Origin of the sequence: Pseudomonas sp. Y39-6 (genome assembly GCF_023651955.1) — a bacterium.
GTDB lineage: Bacteria > Pseudomonadota > Gammaproteobacteria > Pseudomonadales > Pseudomonadaceae > Aquipseudomonas > Aquipseudomonas veronii.
The window spans coordinates 5,228,312-5,250,277 of the sequence record NZ_CP069594.1 but is presented as its reverse complement, the minus strand read 5'-3'; the positions used below and the strand labels follow the sequence as shown (position 1 = coordinate 5,250,277).

Below are 21,966 nucleotides of genomic sequence, written 5' to 3'. Positions count from 1 at the left end.
TCAGTGATCCTGGGTAGTGGTTTCGACTGTCTTTAGAAAATCGAGCAGGGTAGCGTTAAAGACATCGGGTTGATCCAAGGGTGTGGCATGGCGGGAATCTTCGATGACCACCAGCCGCGCATCGGGCAGCAGTTTTACATAGATTTCTTTGTGCGCCACAGGGGTGTAGTCGTGGTCGGCGCTGATGACCAGGGTTGGACAGGCAATTCTGCAAAGTCGTTCCTGCACGCCCCAGCCCACAATTGCATCGAAGCTGGCGAGATAAGCACGTTTGTCGTTTTTTGCCCAGCGTTCGGCCATCTTGCGGCGCAGGTCGGCTTGCTGCGGTTTGGGAAACAGCCGGTCGCCCAGGGCCTTGCCGATGGTGGCCAGGCTGAGGACGCGTGCCAGGGTCCAGCGCTTGGCCCATTGCCAGTAATCGTCGGCGCTGCGCACCTTGACCTCGGGCGCGCTGTTGACGATGCACAGGCTCTTGACCCGCGCCGGTTCGTCCACCGCCAGTTGAAACGCGATCATGCCGCCCATGGACAAGCCCACCACGTGCGCGGCGGGCAGGTCCAGGTGTTCGATCAGGGCGATCAGGTCGAGGGTGAAACCTTTGATGCTGTAGCGCTCCCGGGGTTTGTCGGAACGCCCATGGCCACGCACATCCACCACGATCAAGCGGTAATGCCGGGCCAGCACCGGAATCTGCAGTTCCCAATCCTGGCTGCTGGAGCCCAGGCCGTGGATCAGAATCAGCGGGGTGCCGTGACCATATTCCTCATAATGCAGGCTGCACCCTTCATGTTCGAACCAGGCCATGCATGAACTCCGTTTCAGGCTTGCTGCGGTGCGGCGAAAGGCGCATCCAGGGGGGCGGTGTCAAATGTGCGCAGCAGCTCCACGAGGATCTGCGTCGCTGGCCCCAAGGGTTTGTCCTTGTTCGAGTACAGGTAGAACGTGGGGTGACGGCTGCCACCCTGCTCCAAGGGTAGCTGCTTGAGCACGCCTTCGGCGAGTTCGCGCTCGATCATGTGCCGGGGCAACCAGGCAAAGCCCAGGCCGCTGCCGACGAAACTGGCGGCCGTGGCGAGGCTGCCGACGGTCCAGCGCTGTTCGGCGCCGAGCCAGCCGACATCGCGCGGCTGCTGGCGCCCGGAGTCGCGGATCACCACTTGCATCTGGCTTTCCAGGTCCTGGAAGCTCAGTTCGCGGTTCATGCGGTGCAAGGCATGCTCGGGGTGAGCGACGGCGACAAACTCCACGTTGCTCATCTCGGTGCCGAGATAGCCGGGGATGTTGAAGCTGCTGATCGCCAGGTCGGCCACGCCTTCGATCAACAGCTCTTCAACCCCCGACAACACCTCTTCGCGCAGGCGCACGCGGCAGCCGCGGCTTTGCGGCATAAAGGCGGTCAGGGCGCGCACCAAGCGTGCATTCGGGTAGGCGGCATCGACCACCAGGCGTACTTCGGCTTCCCAGCCCTGTTCCATATGGTGGGCGAGGTCTTCGAGTTGGCTGGCGTTTTTCACCAACTGCCGGGAGCGGCGCAACAGCACTTCGCCGGCGTCGGTGAGCACGGCCTTGCGCCCGTCGATGCGCAGCAGCGGCACCCCGAGCTGGTCTTGCATGCGGGCCACGGTGTAGCTCACCGAGGACTGCGAACGGTGCAGCGCTTCGGCCGCCTGGGCGAAGCCGCCATGGTCGACCACGGCTTGCAACGTGCGCCATTGATCGAGGGTAACGCGGGGCGCTTTCAAGATGAGCTCCTCTTGTCCTAAGCTGACAGTCCTTATTGGAGACTGCCGAATGAGAAAATTGTGTTGTGTGGTGCTGGCACTGCTGCCGCTCAGTGCGTTTGCCTACCCCATCGATGTGACAAAAAAGATCGACGGCGTGAGCGTGGATTACACCGCGTCCGACGTGGACGGTGACATCAGTTCGATCCAACTGAACAACTACGGCACGCGCGACGCGCTGTGTTCGGTGACTTTCACCAACGGCCCGGAATCACCCCGTCGCCGTACTGTCAGCGTGCCGGCGGGCAAAAGCACCAACACCACCGTCAAGTTCAACCGCGCGATCATCAAGATGCGTATCGCACTGGAATGTGCACCGAAATAAAGCGACAGCGGAGCATGCCTACAGCAATACTCCGCTTATAAACAAATTTCTAGATGGGTTGTAGCAGTTTTTTGCGCTTTTTTATCGAATTGGCTCTGGTTAATCTTTTCTCCATCGACTTACAGCAATTACAGATGGAGCCTACGCAGCCATGTCCAACGTACTGATCATCGAAAGCAGCGCCCGCCAGCAGGATTCGATCTCCCGCCAACTGACCCGGCAGTTCATCAGCCAATGGCAGGCTGCGCACCCGGCGGATCAGATCACCGTGCGCGACGTGGCGCTCAACCCGCTTCCGCACCTGGACGCCAACCTGCTCGGCGGCTGGATGAAACCGGCGGATCAGCGCAGCGCCAGCGAACAGGCATCCCTGGATCGCTCCAACACCTTGACCGATGAATTGCTCGCCGCCGACGTGTTGGTGATGGCGGCGCCGATGTACAACTTCGCCATCCCCAGCACCCTCAAAGCCTGGCTGGATCACGTGTTGCGTGCAGGTGTGACCTTCAAATACACGGCCACCGGCCCCCAGGGTTTGTTGATCGGTAAGCGGGCCATCGTGCTCACCGCCCGGGGCGGGATTCACACCGGCGCAAGCTCCGATCACCAGGAACCTTACCTGCGTCAGGTGATGGCATTCATCGGGATTCATGACGTGACGTTCATTCACGCCGAAGGGGTGAACCTGAGTGGCGACTTCCAGGAAAAAGGCATCAACCACGCCAAGGCGTTGCTGGCGCAAGTCGCGTGATCCTTTAATCGTCACATAATCGCGCGGTGTTTATATCTCACCACGCAAACCCTTCAAGTCCGCGTAAAAACCTCCCTTTGCACTTGTTGCTCCTGAGTGCTCCTGCCCGACTGCCGCTATCGCGAGGTCGGGTTTTTTTTGCGCCGAGTTTCGTGAGCCGCCGAAAACCTTTAATGTCCCGCCCATTCGATACGAGGCGCGCATGGGCTACTTACTGGTTGTCACCCTGATACAGGCATTTTCCTTCAGCTTGATCGGCGAATACCTTGCCGGTCACGTCGACAGCTACTTCGCGGTGCTGGTGCGCGTGCTGCTGGCCGGGCTGGTGTTCATTCCGCTGACGCGCTGGCGCTCGGTGCAGCCGACCTTCATGCGCGGCATGCTGGTCATCGGTGCGCTGCAATTTGGCGTGACCTACGTTTGCCTGTACCTGAGCTTTCGCGTGCTCACGGTGCCCGAGGTGCTGCTGTTCACCATCCTCACGCCGCTGCATGTGACCCTGATCGAAGACGCCCTCAACCGGCGCTTCAACCCCTGGGCCCTGGTCGCCGCGCTGGTCGCGGTGGCGGGTGCGGCGGTCATCCGCTTCGATCAAGTCACCCCGCACTTCCTTGGGGGCTTCCTGCTGCTGCAACTGGCCAACTTCACCTACGCCGCCGGGCAAGTCATGTACAAGCAGTTGGTGGCGCGCTACCCCAGTGATCTGCCGCACTACCGGCGCTTCGGTTATTTCTACCTCGGTGCGCTGCTGGTGGTGTTGCCGGCATTCCTGGTGTTCGGCAAGGCTGATTTCCTCCCCGAAGCGCCGCTGCAGTGGGGCGTGCTGGTGTTCCTCGGGCTGGTCAGCACGGCCCTGGGCATGTACTGGTGGAACAAGGGCGCGTGCCTGGTCAACGGCGGAACCCTGGCGGTGATGAACAACCTGCATGTGCCGGTGGGGCTGTTATTGAACCTGTTGATCTGGAACCAGCACGAGCCGTTGGGCCGCCTGGCCCTGGGCGGCTTGGTGATTCTGGCGGCAGTGTGGATCAGTCGGTTGGGCATAAAGCCCGGGCCTGGCGTACAGTCTGCGAGGTGATAGGCCCAGGGCAGGCGTGAGCGGGAATGAAAGTCTGTTATAGAAGAGAAAAGTGTGGGGGCGGCAGAGTGGACAAGGTTGACGAACAGATCATTGCTGCCTTGAAGGACGACTCCCGGGTCAGCCTGGCGCAGCTGGCGCGACAAGTTCACAAGTCGCGAACCGCCGTGGAATCGCGGGTTCAGAAACTGATCGAGAAGGGCATTATCCTCGGCTTCACCATCAACGTCGCCGCCGATGAAGAAGCCCAGCAATCGGCGTTTTTGATGCTCACGCTCAATGGCAGCAACTGCCACCTGGTGTTTCCGAAGATCTACCAGTTCCGTGAAGTGGTTCAGGCTTATTCGCTGTTCGGCGACGTCGACATGATGCTCGAGGTCAAATACCGCAACTTTGAAGAGCTGATGGTGTTCAAGGACAACCTGCTGAAGATCGAGCATGTGCGCGAGGTGGTGGTCAACCCGGTGCTCAAGGCCTGGCGGTAGCCGCTGCTGTTCTGGCAGCGGCTATGCGGTTCCAGCCTCAGGCGTGATCGTGTACGGTCTCGAGAAAGTGATGACTCAAGGCCGGCATTCGCTGGCGCAGGGTGTCGACGAACTCTTCGATGACGGCCTGGTTGAAGGCCAACGGCGTATCGTCGTGCCCCAGCACCACCACCAGCAGGCTCGACGAGTCCTTCGTCAGCCTGAAGTCATGGGCGTCGGCGTCGACCTTGCCGATGCTCGCCAGGGGCACGTCACCGCAGGTATAGACGATATCGCCCGCTGGAATCGTAATCTCCTTCTTGGCGAACAGCGGGCGGAAAGCCCTGGGCGCCTCCGAGCGCATGACGTAGATGTCGTCCCGCCGATGGTAGGTGTGTACGCCGATGCTGACCCCATGCCGGATCGCCACGGCGTTATAGGCATCGACGATGTTGTTGATGGGGTATACGCCCTTGGCGATGAAGCGCCGCAACAGTTTCTCGTTGGCGCTCACCGTGTTTTCGTAGCCGAGCTTCTTGAGTTGCTTGGCAAAGCCTTCGTAAATGACGTTGGAGTCCAGCTCGTTGAGGTGGGACGCAACGTGATTCAGGTTGCTTTGCAGGACACTGACGAAGCTCTGGTCGTCCGACACGGTAATGTCTTCGATAACCGCCGCGCACGCGTTGTTGATGCCCAGATCACTGGCTGACTTTCGGATGATCAAACGACTTTTCATGGTCTTAACACCACAGCTGTTTACGTAGATTGGCGCTGCTGATGTCCAGTTGCGGCGCCGAGAGGTGTTGCAGCCAGAACAGCCCCGGACAGGTGGCGAAGTCGATCGTGACCGGCGTGGTGTCGCCCGGGCGGATGAAGTAGCGGTGGCCGCAATAGGCCTCGTCCTCCATTACGCTCTGCAGGGCCTGCGGCGAGGGTGCGGCGAAGGTGCGTTGTTCATCGGAGCAGAAGAACCCGATCCGACCGTGGCTGATCTGGCTGACCGCATCGGCGCGCGGGCGTGGGCGGCCGAGGTAGCTGTCGATCGCCAGCGAGAGCAAATCCGGGTGATACACCTGTTGAAACAGCAGCGGTGCGATGCCGCCATGCAAGCGGCCGCCGGCTTCAATCATCACCGGGCCGTGGGCAGACCAGATGATCTCCATATGAATCGGGCCGACCTCGATGCTCAGCGCCGCGGCCGCCTGGCGGGCATAGTCGGTCAGCGGTTGCAGGTCTTCGGCGCGGGGGTCGAGGGTGTCCAGGCTTTCGTAGACAAACATGCTGCCGTTTCTCTGGACCTTGGTGTACCTGCACACCGAGGCAATGATGTACACGCCGTCAAAGGCGACCATATCCACCACATATTCCGGGCCCGATACGAACGGCTGCACGATGAAACCGAGGTTGATTTCCCCCAGGTCGTTTTTGCGCTGCCAGGCCGCAGTGTCCAAGGCACTCTTGACGCCGGCCCGGCCTTGGGCAAACACCACGCCTTCGGTGGCGGCGGAATTGAGCGGCTTGACCACGTAGGTGGTCTTGTCGTCCAGCGTGGCAACCACCTCTGCAATGCGCGTCGGCGAGCTCAGCAGTTGTGATTCGATGTTCGCCAGCCCGTGTTTTTTCAGGGCGTGCTGCATGGAGAACTTGTTGCGACGCAGGTCGCTGGTGACGCGGCTGTTGCCGGGAACGCGCAGGACTTCGGTGAGGTAGTCGGTCAGGTAGATCGCGGTTTCGCAACCGGCGATCACGGCGCTCAGTGACAGCGGTTCGAGGATCTCCAGCAAACCCTCTTCCCAGTGGTAGACCGCCTCGAAGTTTTCCCTGATCAGGTCATCGGTGAAATGCGCGGGCAAGCTGTCGGTGGAAATCACGGCAAAGCACCTCACGCCCTGAGCCTTGAGCAAGGGCGCGTAGAGTTTACCTGTGGAGAACGGGTCAACGATCAGTACGGTTTCCAAAGCAGGTACTCCTATTTTGTGGTGGCGGTGGCCGCGACGGCAGGGGTGAGGTTCCACGCCAGTACGGCAGCGGCCAACAGCGCGGCGGAGACGATCATCAGCACGCGCGCACCTTCGAGGCCGAGGAAGCTTGTGGTGGTGAAGAACGTCAGGATCATCGGCGCCGAGCCACTGACCAGCAGGTAGTAGAGCGAGCTTTTGGCGGCGATCACGTCGGCGATCCGTGCGTTGGGCGCCGACTCGATCAGGGTTTTACGCAATTGGATGCGCAGGCTGTTGATGCAGAAACCCAGCAGGAAAGCGGCGGCCATCATCACGTAGAGGTTATGGAAATAGACGATTGCCACGTCGGCCAGGATCACCAGCAGGATCGCGCTGTAGCTGTTGAGCTTGATCCGTGGCAGCACCGCGGCACTGAACGCACCGAGGCCCGCCAGGCCGCTGGCGACGCCAAACAGGGTGGCGTTCCATTCGTTGAGCTTCTGGAACACGATCGGCACCAGGCTGTTGAAGGCGCCGATATGGAAGCCGATCATGCTCAACACGATGATCAGGATGTACAGGTTGCGCGGCAACTGTAGAGACTGCGCCGTGTGGGTGTCGGCGACTTGCTCGGTGGTGTCGGCGGTGGGCGTGGCCGCGACAAAAAGAATCGCCGCCAACGACAGGATCGCCCCCAGGCTGATGATCTGCAGGGTCTGGTTGACCGTGAACACATCCACAATCACCCCGCCCAGCAGCGCACCGCCAAAGGCCCCGATCTGGATGGAGGTTTGCATCAAGCGCGCCGAGGTGTCGCTGTTGGTCAGCCCGGCCAGCACCAGCTTGGTGTTTTTCGATTCCAGGGTACTGATGGTGAAGTAGTCGGTGACCCCCACCACGAAGGCAATCGCCAGGAAGCCGATCGGCAACAGCGCCGCGTCGGTAAAGGACAGCCCCAGTACGGCGGCGAACGCGGTCAGGCGAATGTACAACAGCCGTTTCATGCTCAGTTCAATGGTGAAGAACCGGCCGATGTACTGCTCGCACAGATACGGCACCACGGTCGCCACGCATAAGGTGGCGCCCACCAGGAAGGTCGAGCCGGTGGTCTCCAGGCCGAACCAGACCATGGCAATCACAATCGCCATGTCCAGGCCGGTGAAGAGGGTCACGATCGAATAAAACGCAGCAAGGGTCGATTTATTATTCATGGGCACCATCAGTCGTAACGAGAGAGTTTAAGGAGAGGCACGCACCGCTCGGTGTCACCAATGACGGTGCTGATCTGGTTTCTGACGCGAACGGTGGGCAGCGACTTCTTTTCCAGGTTGCAGACCTTGTAGGCGTTGTCGTGCCAGGGGCAGATCACGCTTTGCCCGTCACCCGTCACTTCCCCCATGTGCAGCGGGCCGCCGCGATGGGGGCAGGCGGTCGGCAGCAGTTGAGTCGAATGTGCATGGCGCTTGAGAAAGTAGGTTTTCCCTTCCACCGCCACATAGTGGGTATGGCTGAGGTTCAGGCTGATGGCTTTCATGGGGCGGCGTCCTCAAATGGCCGTGACGGTGTAAGTGCAGGACGGGCTGACGACGCGGGTGCCATGCAGCATGCCCTTGGGAATCACCACGCCTTCCCCGGCCTTGAGGCGCACGCTCAGTTCGGGGCTGGCGACGAAATCCAGCTCGCCGGATTCGACCCAGAACAGCTCGTCGTTGGGGTGGGTGTGCAGCACCGAAAGCTCGTGTTCAGGCTCGGTGATCGTCAGGTCCACTGGCTTGCGGCCTTGGAGGGCGCTGGCTTGGGCACGGTGTTCGTCCAACTCGTCATGCCACTTGATATGGGCATACAGCTCTTCGTCGGCGATGTCCTGCAGTAAGCGGAACTCCTCGAAACCGCGGATAAGGTCGGGGATGATCGCGTTGCCGAACTGCTTGATCATCGGCAGGATCAGGCGTTGCAGGGCCATTCTTCCGTGATGCACATCGATGTGTGAGTGCTCGTCGAAGTATTCGGTGGAGACGGTGCCGTTGAAGATGGTCTTGATGGCGCGTGACTGATGCTGGGTGGTCAGGGCCAGTGTGGCTTCGGTGTAGTACATGGCGCCGATATAGCGGAACAGCTCGCCATGGTTGGCCGACACGTAGTGGAAGTAGTTGGTGAGCGACAGCGAGGCCGGGGTATAGAACTGCCAGTAGTGATGCACGTGATGGGACATGTCCATGTCTTTGAGCATGTCTTCAAAAATGGTGCTGTGCTTTTTCTTGTCGATGCCGTAGCCGTATTCGTCGATCAGTATCTTGAACAGCTCGCTGGTATACACGCCGCTGTTGCCCAGCACATTGCGCGCCATGGCCGAGGCTTCACTGAGGAAGTCGCCGGCGCATTGCGTCATGAAGAACCGTGCGGCACGTTCGGGATGGCGGCTGGTGGTCAGGACCTCATGGAGTTTTGAGTCGGAGCGGGCCACATCGTCCAAGACCTTGTCGGTGTGGGCGACAAAGGCGTCCAGGCACCAGGGGCCGTTGATGTGCACCTCTTCCTTGAGCCAGTTGTAGAGGTAGTGCTCCAATAACGGACGAATCTTTTTACCCGACGCGGCATGCAATGGGTCATAAAATTCCTTGAATACCTTGAGATCCAGCGCCATGGGCGGCTTGGGTAAAAAGACCAAGTCTTGCTCATAGATATTCAATAATAAACGTTGCGCCAAAAGATGCTGGCTGTGTGAGAGTTGCTCGCTTGTCAGGCAACTGCTGATAATCGAATCGGTCACGTCCTGCGGCCTTGAAGGCCGCTGGTAGGGGCTGTCGGTATAAAAGTCGCGAGGTTGAGAAAAGGCAGTTGCACCGCAGTAATGAGTCAATGCTTCCGCATCCGAACTTAATACAAAGTGTGCCGCATCATCTGAAAGCTTAGTTGTCCATAACATAAGTAACGCCTTCTCACAGAGTTGTTCGATGGCCAGATGCTATAGCTTTGGTTTTTCTAAAAACAGATTAAAAACCGGGTGCCTGAATAGTGAAATTCACTAAACGTATAGGTAGAGTTTTCTTAGTTGCGGCGTCGGTTTGATTTTGCCGCGTGCGGCAACTAGACATGTTCCTCGGTTATTTACCGAGTTGGCCTGGCCTGTAGCGCAAGGCCTGATTGGGCGCGGGGGCGCGTGGTGATTCGACAGGCGAGGGGCACGCGAGCCCCGCGCCGTCTGCCTTGTCAGCGCTCCAGCGCTTGGGCGGTCGTGGTGTTCTGCGTCATTGCGAACAGCCCGCTGCGCAGGTCCGTGCCGCTCGGCTGTTGATACAGGCTCAAGCCGAATTCTGGCAGCACCGCCAGCAGGTAGTCGAAGATATCCCCTTGAATCCGCTCGTAATCCGACCACGCCGTGGTGCGGGTGAAGCAGTAGATTTCCAGCGGCACGCCCTGGGCGGTGGTTTGCATCTGACGCACCATGCAGGTCATGTTCGGCTGGATGTCCGGGTGGCTTTTCAGGTAAGCCAGGGCATACGCGCGGAAAGTGCCGAGGTTGGTCATGCGCCGGCGGTTGGCCGACAACTGCGCGCTTTGGCCCTGGGCTTCGTTCCAGGCCTTGAGTTCGGCCTGCTTGCGGCTGATGTAGTCGGTGAGCAGGTGGACCTGGGTCATGCGGACTTCTTCATCGTCGCGCAGGAAGCGCACGGCGCTGGCATCGATAAACAGGCTGCGCTTGATCCGACGCCCGCCGGAGGCCTGCATGCCGCGCCAGTTCTTGAACGACTCGGACATCAGGCGCCAGGTCGGAATCGAGACGATGGTCTTGTCGAAATTCTGCACCTTGACCGTGTGCAAGGTGATGTCCACCACGTCACCGTCCGCGCCGACCTGGGGCATTTCGATCCAGTCGCCGACCCGCAGCATGTCGTTGCTGGTCAACTGCACGCTGGCGACGAACGACAGCAAGGTGTCCTTGTAGACCAACAAGATAACCGCCGACATCGCACCCAGGCCGGACAGCAGCAACAGCGGCGAGCGGTCGATCAGGGTGGCGACGATGATGATCGCGCCAAACACGAACAGAATCATCTTCGCCAACTGCACATAGCCCTTGATCGAGCGGGTACGCGCATGTTCGGTGCGCGCATAGATGTCCAGCAGGGCGTTGAGCAACGCGCTGATGGCCAGCACCACGAACAGGATGGTGAACGCCAACGCCACGTTGCCGATGAACAGCGTTGCGGTCTTGCTCAGGTCCGGCACCAGGTGCAGGCCGAACTGGATCACCAGCGACGGGGTCATCTGCGCCAGGCGGTGGAAGACTTTGTTGTGGCGCAGGTCGTTGAGCCAGTGCAGGGCCGGTTGCCGGCCGAGCAATTTGACCGCATGCAGGATGAGGTAACGCGCCACCCGTCCGAGCAACAGCGCCACCACCAACAACACCAGCAAGCCCAGGCTGGAATGCAGCAGCGGGTGTTCATCGAGGGCATTCCAAAGGTCTTTGACGTTGAGCCAGAGCTGTTTGATATCCATGGGTGAAACCGATTCTTCTGTAAGACAAGACCGGTCGATTAGAGCATTTAAGTACAGCTACATTGGCGTTACAGACAAACGCCTTAACAAAAAAGCAGCTGATTAGCCCTGTTCGCGTAAAGAAACTCGGTTTGGACGCTCGAAACCGTTACCCTATGCAGCTGATATTTTGTATTTCTTCGAGGTAGCACCCGTGTTTTCCCAATTCGCCCTGCACGAACGCCTGCTCAAAGCCGTGGCCGAGCTTAAATTTGTCGAGCCTACGCCTGTGCAGGCAGCGGCCATCCCGCTCGCGCTCGAAGGGCGTGACCTGCGGGTGACGGCTCAAACCGGGAGTGGCAAGACGGCCGCTTTCGTCCTGCCTATTCTTAACCGCCTGATCGGCCCGGCCAAAGTCCGCGTCAGCATCAAGACCCTGATCCTGCTGCCGACCCGCGAGCTGGCCCAGCAGACCCTGAAAGAAGTCGAACGTTTCTCGCAGTTCACCTTCATCAAGTCCGGCCTGATCACCGGTGGCGAAGACTTCAAGGTCCAGGCCGCCATGCTGCGCAAGGTCCCGGACATCCTCATCGGCACCCCGGGCCGCATGATCGAGCAACTCAACGCTGGCAACCTCGACCTCAAGGAAGTCGAAGTGCTGGTGCTCGACGAAGCCGACCGCATGCTCGACATGGGCTTTGCCGATGACGTGCAGCGCCTGGTGGCCGAGTGCGTGAATCGTCAGCAGACCATGCTGTTCTCCGCCACCACCGGCGGTTCGACCCTGCGCGACATGGTTGCCAAGGTCCTGAACAACCCCGAGCACCTGCAGGTCAACAATGTCAGCGACCTGAACGCGACCACGCGCCAGCAGATCATCACCGCTGACCATAACGTCCACAAAGAACAGATCCTCAACTGGCTGTTGGCCAACGAGACCTATCAGAAGGCCATCGTGTTCACCAACACCCGCGCTGCGGCTGATCGCATCTACGGCCGCCTGGTGGCGCAGGATTACAAAGCGTTCGTCCTGCACGGCGAGAAAGACCAGAAGGACCGCAAGCTGGCGATCGACCGCCTCAAGCAAGGCGGGGTGAAGATCCTGGTCGCCACCGACGTCGCCGCGCGCGGCCTGGACGTCGACGGCCTGGACATGGTCATCAACTTCGACATGCCCCGCAGCGGCGACGAATACGTCCACCGTATCGGTCGCACCGGGCGTGCCGGCAACGATGGCCTGGCGATCTCACTGATCTGCCACGGTGACTGGAACCTGATGTCGAGCATCGAGCGCTATCTCAAGCAGTCGTTCGAGCGCCGCACCATCAAGGAAGTCAAAGGCACCTACACCGGGCCGAAGAAGGTCAAGGCTTCGGGCAAGGCCGTAGGCGTGAAGAAGAAAAAAGTCGACGGCAAGGGTGACAAGAAGAAGGCCGGCGCCAAGTCGCCGACCAAGCGCAAGATCGCCAACCGGCCGAAGACCGACAACCTGTCGTTGGTCAGCAAGGACGGCATGGCGCCGCTCAAGCGCCGCAAGCCAGAAGCACCGGCTGCCGAATAAGGCTGGGCCGCGATAAAAAAACCGGACGCTGTCCGGTTTTTTTTTGCCTGCGGTTTTTTGCCTTGGCCGCAGCTTCTTTCCGCCCAGTTGAGGCGGCGAACGTCTGGAAAGTACACAGAAGTGACGCCTGTCCATTCGGCTGAACGGCCGCTGACGAGACGTGTCCCAACTCTGAACGGGCTGCTTTTCCTTTTGGCCCGCAGGAGGAATCAGGATGACGACTTACAACTGGGATCTGATCGAACGGCTGTTGCATGAAGTGCAGAATGGCGAGGGCAGCTTTGCCCCGCGTAAGTACGCCGAGCAGGAGGCCGCCGAGAAGGTCATGGCGGGCGAGTCCACCGGCAATCTGGATGTGTTGAAAAAAACCGCTGCGGATTACGAGGCGCTGTTGCTCAAGCGCGGGTTTATCGAGTCGCGGCCCGAGGACGAGGGTGGTAATGGTGAGAACTTTATCCTGACGCCACGAGGAGCCCAATTGCTGGCGTTGATCGACAGCTCGATACCGGGCCACGCTCACCCGCGTCAGGTGCTCGATGAGCAGGCGGATGCGCTGGAACCGGCGACGTTCGACGACGTGGCGTCCAAGGCGGCGATTGCCTGAAGGGCCTGTGGGCGCGATGTTGCTCCCACGTTCTAGTCTGCGGCGGCGTTGAGGCATTTGAGCGCCTTGAAATCGCTGCGCACGCCCGCGATTTTGTGCGTCAATTTCTGGCGTTGTTGTACGCTGCTTTGCGCCATTAGATCCACGATCAGGCTGCGCGCGGCTGTTTCCGTCTGGGCATCGGCCTGCCGATATTCCGGGGTCCATGCGCGTTCGCGGTCCACCAACAATTGTTGCATTTTCTGCGCAAAGTCAGGGTCGTGGCGTTGTTGCACAGCGTCGATGAACTGCGCCTGCCAGCGGGCGCGGTTGCCGATCCACTGTTGGTTCTGGTCACCCAGCTCCGCAGACCAGGCCACCACCCGTTGCTGCTGGCTGGCGCTGAGCGGCCCGATCCACGCATCGAGGCGCTTGCTCATGCGCTCGGCGCGCGCCTGGATCTGTCGCGGCAGGGGCGGTTTCAGGTATTCGTCCTGGCGCTTGCGCAGGTCTTTGGCCAGGGCGTCGTTCATGTCCTTGACCTGCTGGTCGTCCAGCCCGCGCAGCAAGTGGACCGCCGACGGTGTGATCGCGCGCGCGATCTCGCTCACCGCCTGTTTGGCTTCGTCGGTACGGCTCTGCAAGGCGTTGTCGCTGACCTGATGGTTGTCGACCATCTGTTGCAGGCGGTCGAGCCAGTCCAGATAACCCGGTAACTGCGTGGTGCAATGCCAGGCCAGGTGTTGCTGGAGGGTGTCGTTGAACCAGCGTTTCTGCCCGGCATTCATGTCCAGGTAGTCACTGAGGGTCCACGGGATGATCACGTCGAGATTGCGGTAGGCCAAACCCACGCGGTTGCAGCCGCCAAGCACCAGGCTCAGGATCACGAATGGCAGCAGAAAATTGAGCCGGCTCAGCATGGGCGGGTCCTTGCGCAGAGGGGGTTAATGCATGTGAACCCGCGCTGGGTGCGACAGTTCAGCCCATCAATAAAACGTCCGCGCTGCCTTCAAGGTCAACAGCCCATCGCATTGCGAATTGTGTCCCGAGTAGGCCGAGCAGTCGCCGCCGTTGAGGCTGGAGTCGCTGTAGATCAGGTCAAGGTCAACGCCCATCCACGCCCGTGAGAATTGCACCGACCAGTCACTGAAACTGCGGATCGAACCGCCGTCCACCGAGACCGGGCTGCCCAGTTGATGCGTGGTGTACTTCATGCTGACGCCGATGCCGAACGGCTGTGTGCCGCCAAGGTCGGCGAACAGGGTGCTGTCCTGGCGGTCGGGGTCGTTGCTGAAGGACGCGCCGAAGCGATTGCCCAGCAGGTTCAGGCCGCCATAGAACTCCTGGCTGTCAAGGGGGCTGAGCGAGGGATAGCTGTAGTGGATCAACCCTACTTCGTAGCCGAGCGTCTGGTCGAAGGGGTGTTTGAACCCCATGTACGAGTCGATTTCAAGGTTGCTCGCCGAAGACAGGCCCATGTTCGGTGAGAACTGGCCGACGTACAGGCCGCTGTCGTGGCTCAGGTCGAGGCCGCCGTGGAAGGCGTCGCTGCCCGGCGATGTCGGCTTGACCAGGCCCTGGGCCATGCTGCGGCTGGGCGTGGTGCCCAGTTTCAGATCGAAGTCGCCCAATTCGCGCTGGAAAATCTGCGCTTCGGCCAAAGGGCTGGCGGCGAGGGCGGCGATCAGGAAAATACAGGTTTTGAGCATGCTTCACTCCATGAAAAGCGAGGAGCAGTAACGGAAGGTATCAGGCAGATGCCCGTGCTAGACGTGTGCAAGCATACCGGCGAATGCCAGGCGGTGAGGTCCGTTGGTCGATTTTGTGTCGCGGGAGAAGCAATGGGGTGTTTCGGGCTCTAGTCCTAGCGCCTTGCTGGCAAGACGCTTAGGGACCAGGTGTGTTGCGCGGTCAGCTTACTTTTTGCCCAGGCTGATCTGCTTGGACGGGCCGAAAGTCTGGCCGCTGACGCCCTTGGCAATCTGCTGGATTTCGCCACCGGACTTGAGGAACGCAGCGATCTGGCTGTTGATCGACTCGCTGGTTTCGACGGCGGGAGCTGGCTTTGCTTTGCTGTTGGATGCTTTTACGCGCATGGCGGCCACTAACCTGTAGAAAATTAACTTGGCCAGGCATCGTACAGGAAATGCTTGACAATTGCTTGGTAAATATCCCCTTGTATTTGGTGCGCTGGCTGAAACCGGCAAAGTTCGTCGTCGAAATAAGCCTCTAACTTACTGTTTTAACTCGAAACCACGCGGTCTGTCGGGCGCCGCCGGCGCGGCGGAATTCAGCCGATTGATCAGACGAGCGGGGCGGTGCCGGTAGAATGCTATGCGAACCCGCGAATTTTCAGGCGTGCGCGCGTGCCGGACGCAACTCGGGTAGAATGCCGCCCACGCAATGAGGGTATTGGAAATGGCTTTAGTCGGGCGCTACAACAGCTTGCAAGTGGTTAAACACACTAACTTTGGTTTGTACCTGGATGGTGCGCAAGACGGTGAAATCCTCTTGCCTAATCGGTATATCCCCAAAGATATTCCCAGTGAAGATGAAGACTGGCTTAACGTATTCATTTATCTGGACAGCGATGACAAACTTATCGCCACCACTGAAAAACCAAAAGTTCAAGTTGGCGAATTTGCCAGTTTGAAAGTTGTGGAAGTCAACAGCATCGGTGTCTTCCTCGATTGGGGCTTGCCCAAGGATCTGTTGCTGCCGTATTCGGAAGAAAAGCGTCAATTGACCGCTGGCGAATATTGCGTGGTGCATGTCTATCTCGACAAGCACACCAAGCGCATCACCGCCACCGCGCGCCTTGACCGCTACCTGGACAAGACGCCCGCCAACTACCAGGTTGGCCAGGAAGTCGACCTGCTGGTGGCCGAGGCCACGGACATGGGCTTCAAGGCGATCATCAACAACAAGCACTGGGGCCTGATCCACAAGAACGAAGTGTTCAAGTTCCTGCGCCCGGGCAAGGAAGAGAAAGGCTTTATCAAGGAAATCCGCGCCGACGGCAATATCAGCCTGAGCCTGCAACCGGTCGGCCAGGAAGCGGCTTCCAGCCTCAACTCGAAGATCCTCGCCAAGTTGCGCGAAAACAACGGCAGCCTGCCGGTCAGCGATAAAAGCGACCCGGCGGTGATCAGCAACTTGTTCGGCGTCAGCAAAGGCAACTTCAAGAAGGCCATTGGTGCGCTCTACAAGCAGGGCCAGATTGTGATTCATGCCGATCGCATTGAACTGAGCTGAGTGCGGTTTGCTCTTCTGTAGGAGCGAATCGCTCCTACAGAAGCTGTGCCGATGCCCCGTAAATCCTTGTTCTGTCGGCCTACGGCGCAGATGACCTGAGCAACTTGAACACATTCCTCAGCGCCGCCTAGTGCGCAGTCAGGCACCTGTGTGCACAACGGGTGTGCAAGTGATTGTGTACAGGATTAAGGCGTGCACCGTTGCTGAGCGGTATACACCGATCTAACTCTCGATACATCCTTTGGTACCCCGCCCCGTGGGGATTGTGTGCCATTGGCACGCATTCTGCTGACTCTTTCGTATACAAACCGCGCCGCCTTCCGTATGCATCCCGTTACGGCAGCGCAGGCGGGTATTTCGAGGAGCCAAGCGATGACCGAACAATTGCCCAAAGGCTACAGCCCGCGCCTGTACAACCAGGACCTGGGCCCACTGCCGCAGAAGTGGACCTGGTACAACATCTTTGCCTTCTGGATGAGCGACGTACACAGCGTCGGCGGCTATGTCTTCGCCGCCAGCCTGTTCGCCCTCGGGCTGGCCAGTTGGCAGGTGCTGATTGCGTTGCTCGCGGGTATTTGCATCGTGCAATTGATCGCTAACCTGGTGGCCAGGCCGAGCCAGCAAGCGGCTGTACCGTACCCGGTGATCTGCCGACTGGCGTTTGGTGTGTTCGGTGCGAATATTCCGGCGGTGATACGCGGCTTGATCGCGGTGGCGTGGTACGGGATTCAGACGTATCTGGCGTCGAGTGCGCTGATCATCGTGGTGCTGCGCTTTTTCCCACAGATGGCCGTGTATGCAGAGCCGCACTTCGCGGGCCTGTCCTACCTGGGCTGGTTTGGTTTCCTCAGCTTGTGGGTGTTGCAGGCGGCCGTATTCTGGGCGGGCATGGAGTCTATCCGGCGCTTTATCGACTGGGCCGGGCCAGTGGTCTATGCGGTGATGTTCGCCTTGGCCGGCTGGATCGTGTGGAAGGCGGGCTGGGCGAATATCAGCTTTACCCTGGCGGAAAAGTCCTTGTCGGGCTGGCAGGCTTTTGGCCAGGTGATTGTGGCGACGGCGTTGGTGGTGTCGTACTTTTCCGGGCCGACGCTGAACTTCGGCGATTTCAGCCGCTACTGTCGCAGCATGCAGGATGTGCGTCGCGGTAATTTCTGGGGGCTGCCGGTGAATTTCCTGGCGTTCTCCCTGGTGACCGTGGTGATCGTCTCGGGCACCTTGCCGGTATTCGGTGAAATGCTCCACGACCCGATCGCCACCGTGTCGCGTATCGACAACAGCATGGCCGTGTTGCTGGGCGCCTTTGCCTTTGTCACGGCCACGATCGGCATCAATATCGTCGCCAACTTCGTGTCCCCGGCGTTCGACTTCGCCAACGTTGCGCCGAGCAAAATCAGCTGGCGCGCCGGCGGCATGATTGCAGCGGTGGCTTCAGTCTTTATCACCCCGTGGAACCTGTTCAACAACCCGCTGATGATCCACTACACCCTGGACATCCTCGCCGCGTTTATCGGGCCGTTGTTCGGGATTTTGCTGGTGGACTTCTACCTGATCAAAAAACAGCAGATCGACGTGGATGCGCTGTTCGATGACAGCCCGAGCGGGCGTTATTACTTCGACGGCGGCGTGAACTGGACGGCGGTCAAGGCTCTGTTGCCGGCGACGCTGGTGGGTGTCGCGATCACGTTCACCCCGGCCTTGCAGGGCATGGCCAACTTCGCCTGGTTCACCGGTTGCTTCCTGGGTGGGCTGTTTTTCCTGGTGCTCGCTCGGCGCGAACAGGCTCGCGTGCCAACGCCGCTGATGGCTGGCTGACTGCCGCGGCCGGGCGCAGCAACAGCGCGCCGGCCAATAACAACCCGCAACCGGCGATCACCAGCGCCGGTTGCAGGCCGCCGCTCAGGTGGCTGCTCACCGACGCGAGCAATGGGCCGCTCAGTTGTCCGATGGCAAAGCTCGCGGTCAGCACCCCAGTGCTGCGCTGGTAGCCGTGGGGCGCCACCTCGCGCAAGCGTGCCATCACCAACTGCATACACGCCAGAAACGGTGCGCCGCAGAGCAATACGCCCAGCGCCAGGCCCCAGCCGTTGCCGAGCAAGCAGGTAAATACGCCCGCCGCTTGCAACCATAAGGTTGTCATCAGCCAGCGGCGGGTTGTGTTCGCGGCCTTGCGGCGCAGGCTCGCCACGACCACCCCGAGCGCAGCCGCCAGGCCAAAGCATGGCCAGAACAGGTCTGCCTGCCAGGCGCCCTTGAACTGCGCGCTGGCCATCTGGGACAGAAAGGTCGCCGGGATGATGTAGCCGAGGCCGTAGAGGAAATAAACCCAACCCAGGTGCGCGATGCTCGCATTGCTGCTCGCGTCGCTGACGGGCGTGTCAGTGACGCTCGGTTGAGGCAGGAAAGGCAGGATCGCCAGCAGCATCAGCAGCGCCACCCCGCCGTAGACCAGCCACAGTGTTGCGGAGCTTTGTCCCAGCAGGTTCGAACCCAGCGCGAGCAGGCCGGTCAACAGAATCCCCAGGCCCGGCCCGGCAAACACCAGGGCGCCCGGCGGCAATCGCCAGCGGTTGGCTGAGGCTGGTGATCATCACCAGCGCCCAGGCGCTGGCCACGCCGGTGCCGAAGCGCAACAGCAGGTGCGGCCAGAACCCATGGGCCCAGTACGACGCCAGGGTCAGCAGCACGCACAACCACAACCCGCCGTACAAGCGACCGCGTACAGGGTGATGGCTGCGCGCGAAAATCGAATCCACCGCGCCGACGAAGTAGCCCAGGTAGTTGGCGGCGGCGATCAGCCCGGCACCGGTCAGATCAATCTGCCCCTCGCTGAGCAGATGTGGCATTTGCGGGGTGAGGGCGAAGCGGCCAATGCCCATGGCCATCATCAGGGCGATAAAGCTGGCGAGGAGGCGAGTCAACGGCGACATGTGCAAGGTTTCCTGCGGGAAAGCGAATGACATGCAGGCTAAGGCGGATTGACTTTCTGTAAAAATGAATAATAGTGAGCAACTTGTTCAGTTTTGGAGAAAGGTATGGAGTTCAGTCAATTGCGCATTTTCCAGGCCGTGGCGGAAGAGGGCTCCATCACCCGCGCTGCCGAGCGCTTGCACCGCGTGCCATCGAACCTGTCGACCCGGCTCAAGCAGATGGAGGAGCAACTGGGCGTCGAGTTGTTCGTTCGTGAACGTCAACGCCTGCAGCTTTCCCCTGCGGGCAAAGTGTTGCTGGACTACAGCACCCGTCTGCTGGCGCTGCACGACGAAGCCCACGGTGCCGTGCAAGGCGGGCAACCGGCCGGTGACTTTGTGCTGGGCAGCATGTACAGCACCGCCGCGATTCACTTACCGAAACTGTTGGCGCGCTATCACAAGGCGTATCCGATGGTGAATCTGCAGGTGCAATCGGCGCCCAGCGGCGAGCTGCTCGAAGGCTTGATCACCGGGCGTCTCGACGCGGCGCTGGTCGACGGCCCGCTGACTATCGCGTCCCTGGACGGTGTGCCCTTGTGCGACGAAAAGCTGATGCTGATTTGCGAAGCCGACCACCCGCCAGTACTCGGCCCTCAGGATGTTGCCGGCCGCGCAGTGTTCACCTTCCGACGCAGTTGTTCCTATCGCCGACGTTTGGAGACGTGGTTTTCCCACGAGCACGTGGCGATGGGCCGTGCCATTGAGATCGAGTCTTATCAAGGCATGCTCGCCTGCGTGATCGCCGGTTCCGGCGTGGCCTTGATGTCCGAATCCATGCTCGACAGCCTGCCAGGCAAGGACAGCGTGTCCGTTCATCCCCTATCTGAGCCTTTTGCCACTGCGACCACCTGGCTGATGTGGCGAAAGGGTATGCTCGGCGCTAATCTCAACGCATGGATCGAACTGCAGCGCGAAGGCCAGGCAGGGTTCCCGCAAGATAGCCGGGCGATCGCCTGACCGATCTGTCGTATTTGCATGAATTTGGTAATAGTTCGTTGTGGTTTCGTTCATGCAATGTGTAGGAGTTAGGGCTACTATTTGTAGGAAGAGGCGAAAGAATTTCCGCCGACCCGCACTACCCTCAAAGGGGGCAATCATGAAAGAGAAAATCCAAACCTGGCTCCACGACCTTGGCGTTGCGCTGGGCCTGATCGAGCCCCCGCTGCAGCCGGTGCCCATTCGCACGGATGATGAGCAGCGTCGTCCACGTCGGCGTTGAACCGCAGTCGTCGGAACACCGCAGAATCTGTGTAGGAACGGGCTTGTGTGGGAGCAAGCAAACCCGCCCTCGCGATGCTTGGTACGCCACGCAAAAAAAAACGAGTGCGACATCCGACGTCGCACCCGCTGAAGAAAACCTGATTTCCCGCGTGCTTGTTCAGGCGGCCCGCGCCGGTTCCGTTTCAGGTCGGCGCGACAACAGGCTCACCCCGACAAAACTCACCAAGGCCACCGCCAGGCTGTAGTAGATCGGCGTGTTCGCGTCCAAGCCGTCCTTGAACATGAACACCAACGCCGTCACGAAGCCCAGGGTCATGGACGTAATCGCCCCCGAAGTCGTCGCGCGCTTCCAGAAAATCGCCCCGATCAGCGGGATCAGCATGCCGCCCACCAGCAGGTTGTAAGCCAGGGTCAGGGCACTGATTACATCGTTCACCACCAGCGCGATGCCCAGCACCGCGATACCGGTCAGCAGGGTGAACAGGCGGTTGATGTTCAGGCTCGACTGCTTGCCGCCGCGCAAACGTGGCAGCAGGTCCTCGGTCAACACGGTGGACGCCGCCAGCAAGCCGGCGCTGGCCGTCGACATCATCGCCGCCAACGCCGCCGCAATCACCAACCCACGAATGCCATCGGGCAGCGACACTTTGACGATCGCGGCGAACGCGTTGTTGACGTTATCCAGATCGGGAATCAGCACATGGGCCGCCATGCCGATCAACGCACAGGCCAGGCCGTAGAGAATGCAGTAGAAACCGGCGAAAGTGCCTGCGTACTGGGCGACCTTTTCGTCACGGGCGGTGAACACCCGTTGCCAGATGTCCTGGCCGATCAGGATGCCGAAAAAGTAGATCATGAAATAGGTGATGATCGTGTCCCAGCCGATCGCGGTGAAGCTGAAGTTCGACGCTGGCAGCTTGGCCACCAGTTCGTCCCAGCCTCCGACGCGGTACAGGCAGATCGGCAGCAGGATAAACATCAGGCCGACGGTCTTGATCACGAACTGCACGATGTCGGTCAAGGTCAGCGACCACATGCCGCCGATGGTCGAGTACATCACCACCACGCCACCGCCGAGCAGCACCGAAATCCAGAAGGGCAGGCCGAACAGCACCTGCAGCACGGTGCCGATGGCCAGGATCGAGGTCACGCCGATCATCAGCGCGTAGGCCAGCATGATCACCGCGCTCGCCTGGCGGGCCATGGGGTTGTAGCGTTTTTCCAGGACCTGGGTGACGGTGAAGATTTTCAGCTTCAGCAACGGCTTGGCCAGGAACAGGTTCAGCGCGATGATCCCCATGCCCAGCGCGGCGCACAGCCAGAAGCCGGAGATGCCGTGGACATACCCCAGGCGCACGGTGCCGACGGTGGACGCGCCGCCCAATACCGTGGCGGCCATGGTGCCCATGTACAGCGACGGGCCGAGATTGCGCCCGGCGACCAGGTAGTCTTCGTGGGTCTTGGCGCGGCGCATGCCGTAATAGCCGAGCACGAGCATGCCGGCGGCGTAGATGAGTACGACGAATAAATCCAAAGCCATGACGGCGGGTCTCCGA

The 21,966-nt window shown here is 60.1% G+C and carries 22 protein-coding genes and 1 pseudogene; 10 read left to right on the top strand and 13 right to left on the bottom strand.

All coding sequences use genetic code 11. The annotated features are described in order from the left end of the window. Both JN756_RS23805 and JN756_RS23800 read right to left on the bottom strand, forming a co-directional pair. Window positions 1-804 (bottom strand): alpha/beta fold hydrolase, encoded by an 804-nt coding sequence (locus JN756_RS23805; protein ID WP_017845279.1) that lies wholly within the window; start codon window positions 802-804, stop codon window positions 1-3. A gap of 14 nt (window positions 805-818) precedes the next feature. Next, on the bottom strand, window positions 819-1,742 hold the full coding sequence (locus tag JN756_RS23800; RefSeq protein WP_017845280.1) for a PA3225 family LysR-type transcriptional regulator: 924 nt from the start codon (window positions 1,740-1,742) through the stop codon (window positions 819-821). Window positions 1,743-1,791: 49 nt separating this feature from the next. Between JN756_RS23800 and JN756_RS23795 the strand changes: the two genes are divergently transcribed. The 4 genes from JN756_RS23795 (at window position 1,792) to JN756_RS23780 (ending at window position 4,420) form a co-directional block, all read left to right on the top strand. Continuing rightward, entirely contained in the window at window positions 1,792-2,106 is a 315-nt protein-coding gene (locus tag JN756_RS23795) for a hypothetical protein (protein ID WP_026139816.1), read from the top strand. 151 nt (window positions 2,107-2,257) lie between these two features. Further along, window positions 2,258-2,857 (top strand): FMN-dependent NADH-azoreductase, encoded by a 600-nt coding sequence (locus JN756_RS23790; RefSeq protein WP_017845282.1) that lies wholly within the window; start codon window positions 2,258-2,260, stop codon window positions 2,855-2,857. A 202-nt stretch (window positions 2,858-3,059) separates the two neighbouring features. Beyond that, on the top strand, window positions 3,060-3,935 hold the full coding sequence (locus JN756_RS23785) for a carboxylate/amino acid/amine transporter (protein ID WP_017845283.1): 876 nt from the start codon (window positions 3,060-3,062) through the stop codon (window positions 3,933-3,935). Between the two features lie 68 nt (window positions 3,936-4,003). After that, the gene (locus tag JN756_RS23780; RefSeq protein ID WP_017845284.1) at window positions 4,004-4,420 is read left to right on the top strand and encodes an Lrp/AsnC family transcriptional regulator; all 417 of its coding nucleotides are present in this window, start codon (window positions 4,004-4,006) and stop codon (window positions 4,418-4,420) included. A gap of 37 nt (window positions 4,421-4,457) precedes the next feature. On the opposite strand, the gene JN756_RS23775 is transcribed toward JN756_RS23780, so the two are convergent. The 6 genes from JN756_RS23775 to JN756_RS23750 all read right to left on the bottom strand — a co-directional run bounded on the left by JN756_RS23775 (window position 4,458) and on the right by JN756_RS23750 (window position 10,839). Beyond that, complete coding sequence (locus JN756_RS23775; RefSeq protein ID WP_017845285.1) at window positions 4,458-5,135, bottom strand: phenylalanine--tRNA ligase beta subunit-related protein; 678 nt, start codon at window positions 5,133-5,135, stop codon at window positions 4,458-4,460. 4 nt (window positions 5,136-5,139) lie between these two features. Further along, the gene (locus tag JN756_RS23770) at window positions 5,140-6,357 is read right to left on the bottom strand and encodes an ATP-grasp domain-containing protein (RefSeq protein ID WP_046382467.1); all 1,218 of its coding nucleotides are present in this window, start codon (window positions 6,355-6,357) and stop codon (window positions 5,140-5,142) included. An 11-nt stretch (window positions 6,358-6,368) separates the two neighbouring features. Then, entirely contained in the window at window positions 6,369-7,550 is a 1,182-nt protein-coding gene (locus tag JN756_RS23765) for an MFS transporter (RefSeq protein WP_128192299.1), read from the bottom strand. 8 nt (window positions 7,551-7,558) lie between these two features. Beyond that, window positions 7,559-7,873, bottom strand: coding sequence for a Rieske 2Fe-2S domain-containing protein (locus tag JN756_RS23760; RefSeq protein WP_017845288.1), 315 nt, complete (start codon window positions 7,871-7,873; stop codon window positions 7,559-7,561). Window positions 7,874-7,885: 12 nt separating this feature from the next. Further along, the gene (locus JN756_RS23755) at window positions 7,886-9,109 is read right to left on the bottom strand and encodes an iron-containing redox enzyme family protein (RefSeq protein ID WP_236255055.1); all 1,224 of its coding nucleotides are present in this window, start codon (window positions 9,107-9,109) and stop codon (window positions 7,886-7,888) included. 440 nt (window positions 9,110-9,549) lie between these two features. Then, window positions 9,550-10,839 carry a mechanosensitive ion channel family protein gene (locus JN756_RS23750; RefSeq protein ID WP_046382470.1) on the bottom strand — a complete coding sequence of 430 codons (1,290 nt, stop codon included), beginning with the start codon at window positions 10,837-10,839 and terminating at the stop codon, window positions 9,550-9,552. Window positions 10,840-11,032: 193 nt separating this feature from the next. Here JN756_RS23750 and JN756_RS23745 point away from each other — a divergent pair, with 193 nt between their 5' ends. Next, complete coding sequence (locus JN756_RS23745; protein ID WP_017845291.1) at window positions 11,033-12,379, top strand: DEAD/DEAH box helicase; 1,347 nt, start codon at window positions 11,033-11,035, stop codon at window positions 12,377-12,379. A gap of 214 nt (window positions 12,380-12,593) precedes the next feature. Beyond that, a complete protein-coding gene (locus JN756_RS23740) occupies window positions 12,594-12,983 on the top strand; it encodes a hypothetical protein (RefSeq protein ID WP_046382471.1) in 390 nt (129 codons plus the stop codon). Between the two features lie 32 nt (window positions 12,984-13,015). Here JN756_RS23740 and JN756_RS23735 read toward each other — a convergent pair whose 3' ends face one another. The 3 genes from JN756_RS23735 to JN756_RS23725 all read right to left on the bottom strand — a co-directional run bounded on the left by JN756_RS23735 (window position 13,016) and on the right by JN756_RS23725 (window position 15,058). Then, on the bottom strand, window positions 13,016-13,882 hold the full coding sequence (locus JN756_RS23735) for a DUF6279 family lipoprotein (protein ID WP_201021427.1): 867 nt from the start codon (window positions 13,880-13,882) through the stop codon (window positions 13,016-13,018). A 66-nt stretch (window positions 13,883-13,948) separates the two neighbouring features. After that, on the bottom strand, window positions 13,949-14,671 hold the full coding sequence (locus JN756_RS23730) for a TorF family putative porin (protein ID WP_046382473.1): 723 nt from the start codon (window positions 14,669-14,671) through the stop codon (window positions 13,949-13,951). Between the two features lie 207 nt (window positions 14,672-14,878). Next, complete coding sequence (locus tag JN756_RS23725) at window positions 14,879-15,058, bottom strand: PFL_1563 family small protein (RefSeq protein WP_003193095.1); 180 nt, start codon at window positions 15,056-15,058, stop codon at window positions 14,879-14,881. Between the two features lie 322 nt (window positions 15,059-15,380). On the opposite strand from JN756_RS23725, the gene JN756_RS23720 reads away from it, so the two are divergent. Together JN756_RS23720 and JN756_RS23715 are read left to right on the top strand one after the other, a co-directional pair. After that, the gene (locus JN756_RS23720) at window positions 15,381-16,217 is read left to right on the top strand and encodes a CvfB family protein (protein ID WP_028617391.1); all 837 of its coding nucleotides are present in this window, start codon (window positions 15,381-15,383) and stop codon (window positions 16,215-16,217) included. A 372-nt stretch (window positions 16,218-16,589) separates the two neighbouring features. Beyond that, window positions 16,590-18,032, top strand: a complete 1,443-nt coding sequence (locus JN756_RS23715; protein WP_079444480.1) for an NCS1 family nucleobase:cation symporter-1 — start codon at window positions 16,590-16,592, stop codon at window positions 18,030-18,032. Here JN756_RS23715 and JN756_RS23710 read toward each other — a convergent pair. After that, window positions 17,944-19,147: pseudogene (locus JN756_RS23710) on the bottom strand (YbfB/YjiJ family MFS transporter). The gene JN756_RS23715 and the pseudogene JN756_RS23710 overlap by 89 nt on opposite strands. A 105-nt stretch (window positions 19,148-19,252) precedes the next feature. Between JN756_RS23710 and ptrR the strand changes: the two are divergent. Then, on the top strand, window positions 19,253-20,146 hold the full coding sequence (gene ptrR, locus JN756_RS23705) for a putrescine utilization regulator PtrR (protein WP_169881325.1): 894 nt from the start codon (window positions 19,253-19,255) through the stop codon (window positions 20,144-20,146). A 139-nt stretch (window positions 20,147-20,285) separates the two neighbouring features. Continuing rightward, window positions 20,286-20,408 carry a PA1414 family protein gene (locus JN756_RS32135; protein ID WP_017737772.1) on the top strand — a complete coding sequence of 41 codons (123 nt, stop codon included), beginning with the start codon at window positions 20,286-20,288 and terminating at the stop codon, window positions 20,406-20,408. Window positions 20,409-20,567: 159 nt separating this feature from the next. On the opposite strand, the gene JN756_RS23700 is transcribed toward JN756_RS32135, so the two are convergent. Continuing rightward, the gene (locus JN756_RS23700; RefSeq protein ID WP_017845299.1) at window positions 20,568-21,950 is read right to left on the bottom strand and encodes a sodium:solute symporter family protein; all 1,383 of its coding nucleotides are present in this window, start codon (window positions 21,948-21,950) and stop codon (window positions 20,568-20,570) included. Between the last annotated feature and the right edge of the window lie 16 nt (window positions 21,951-21,966).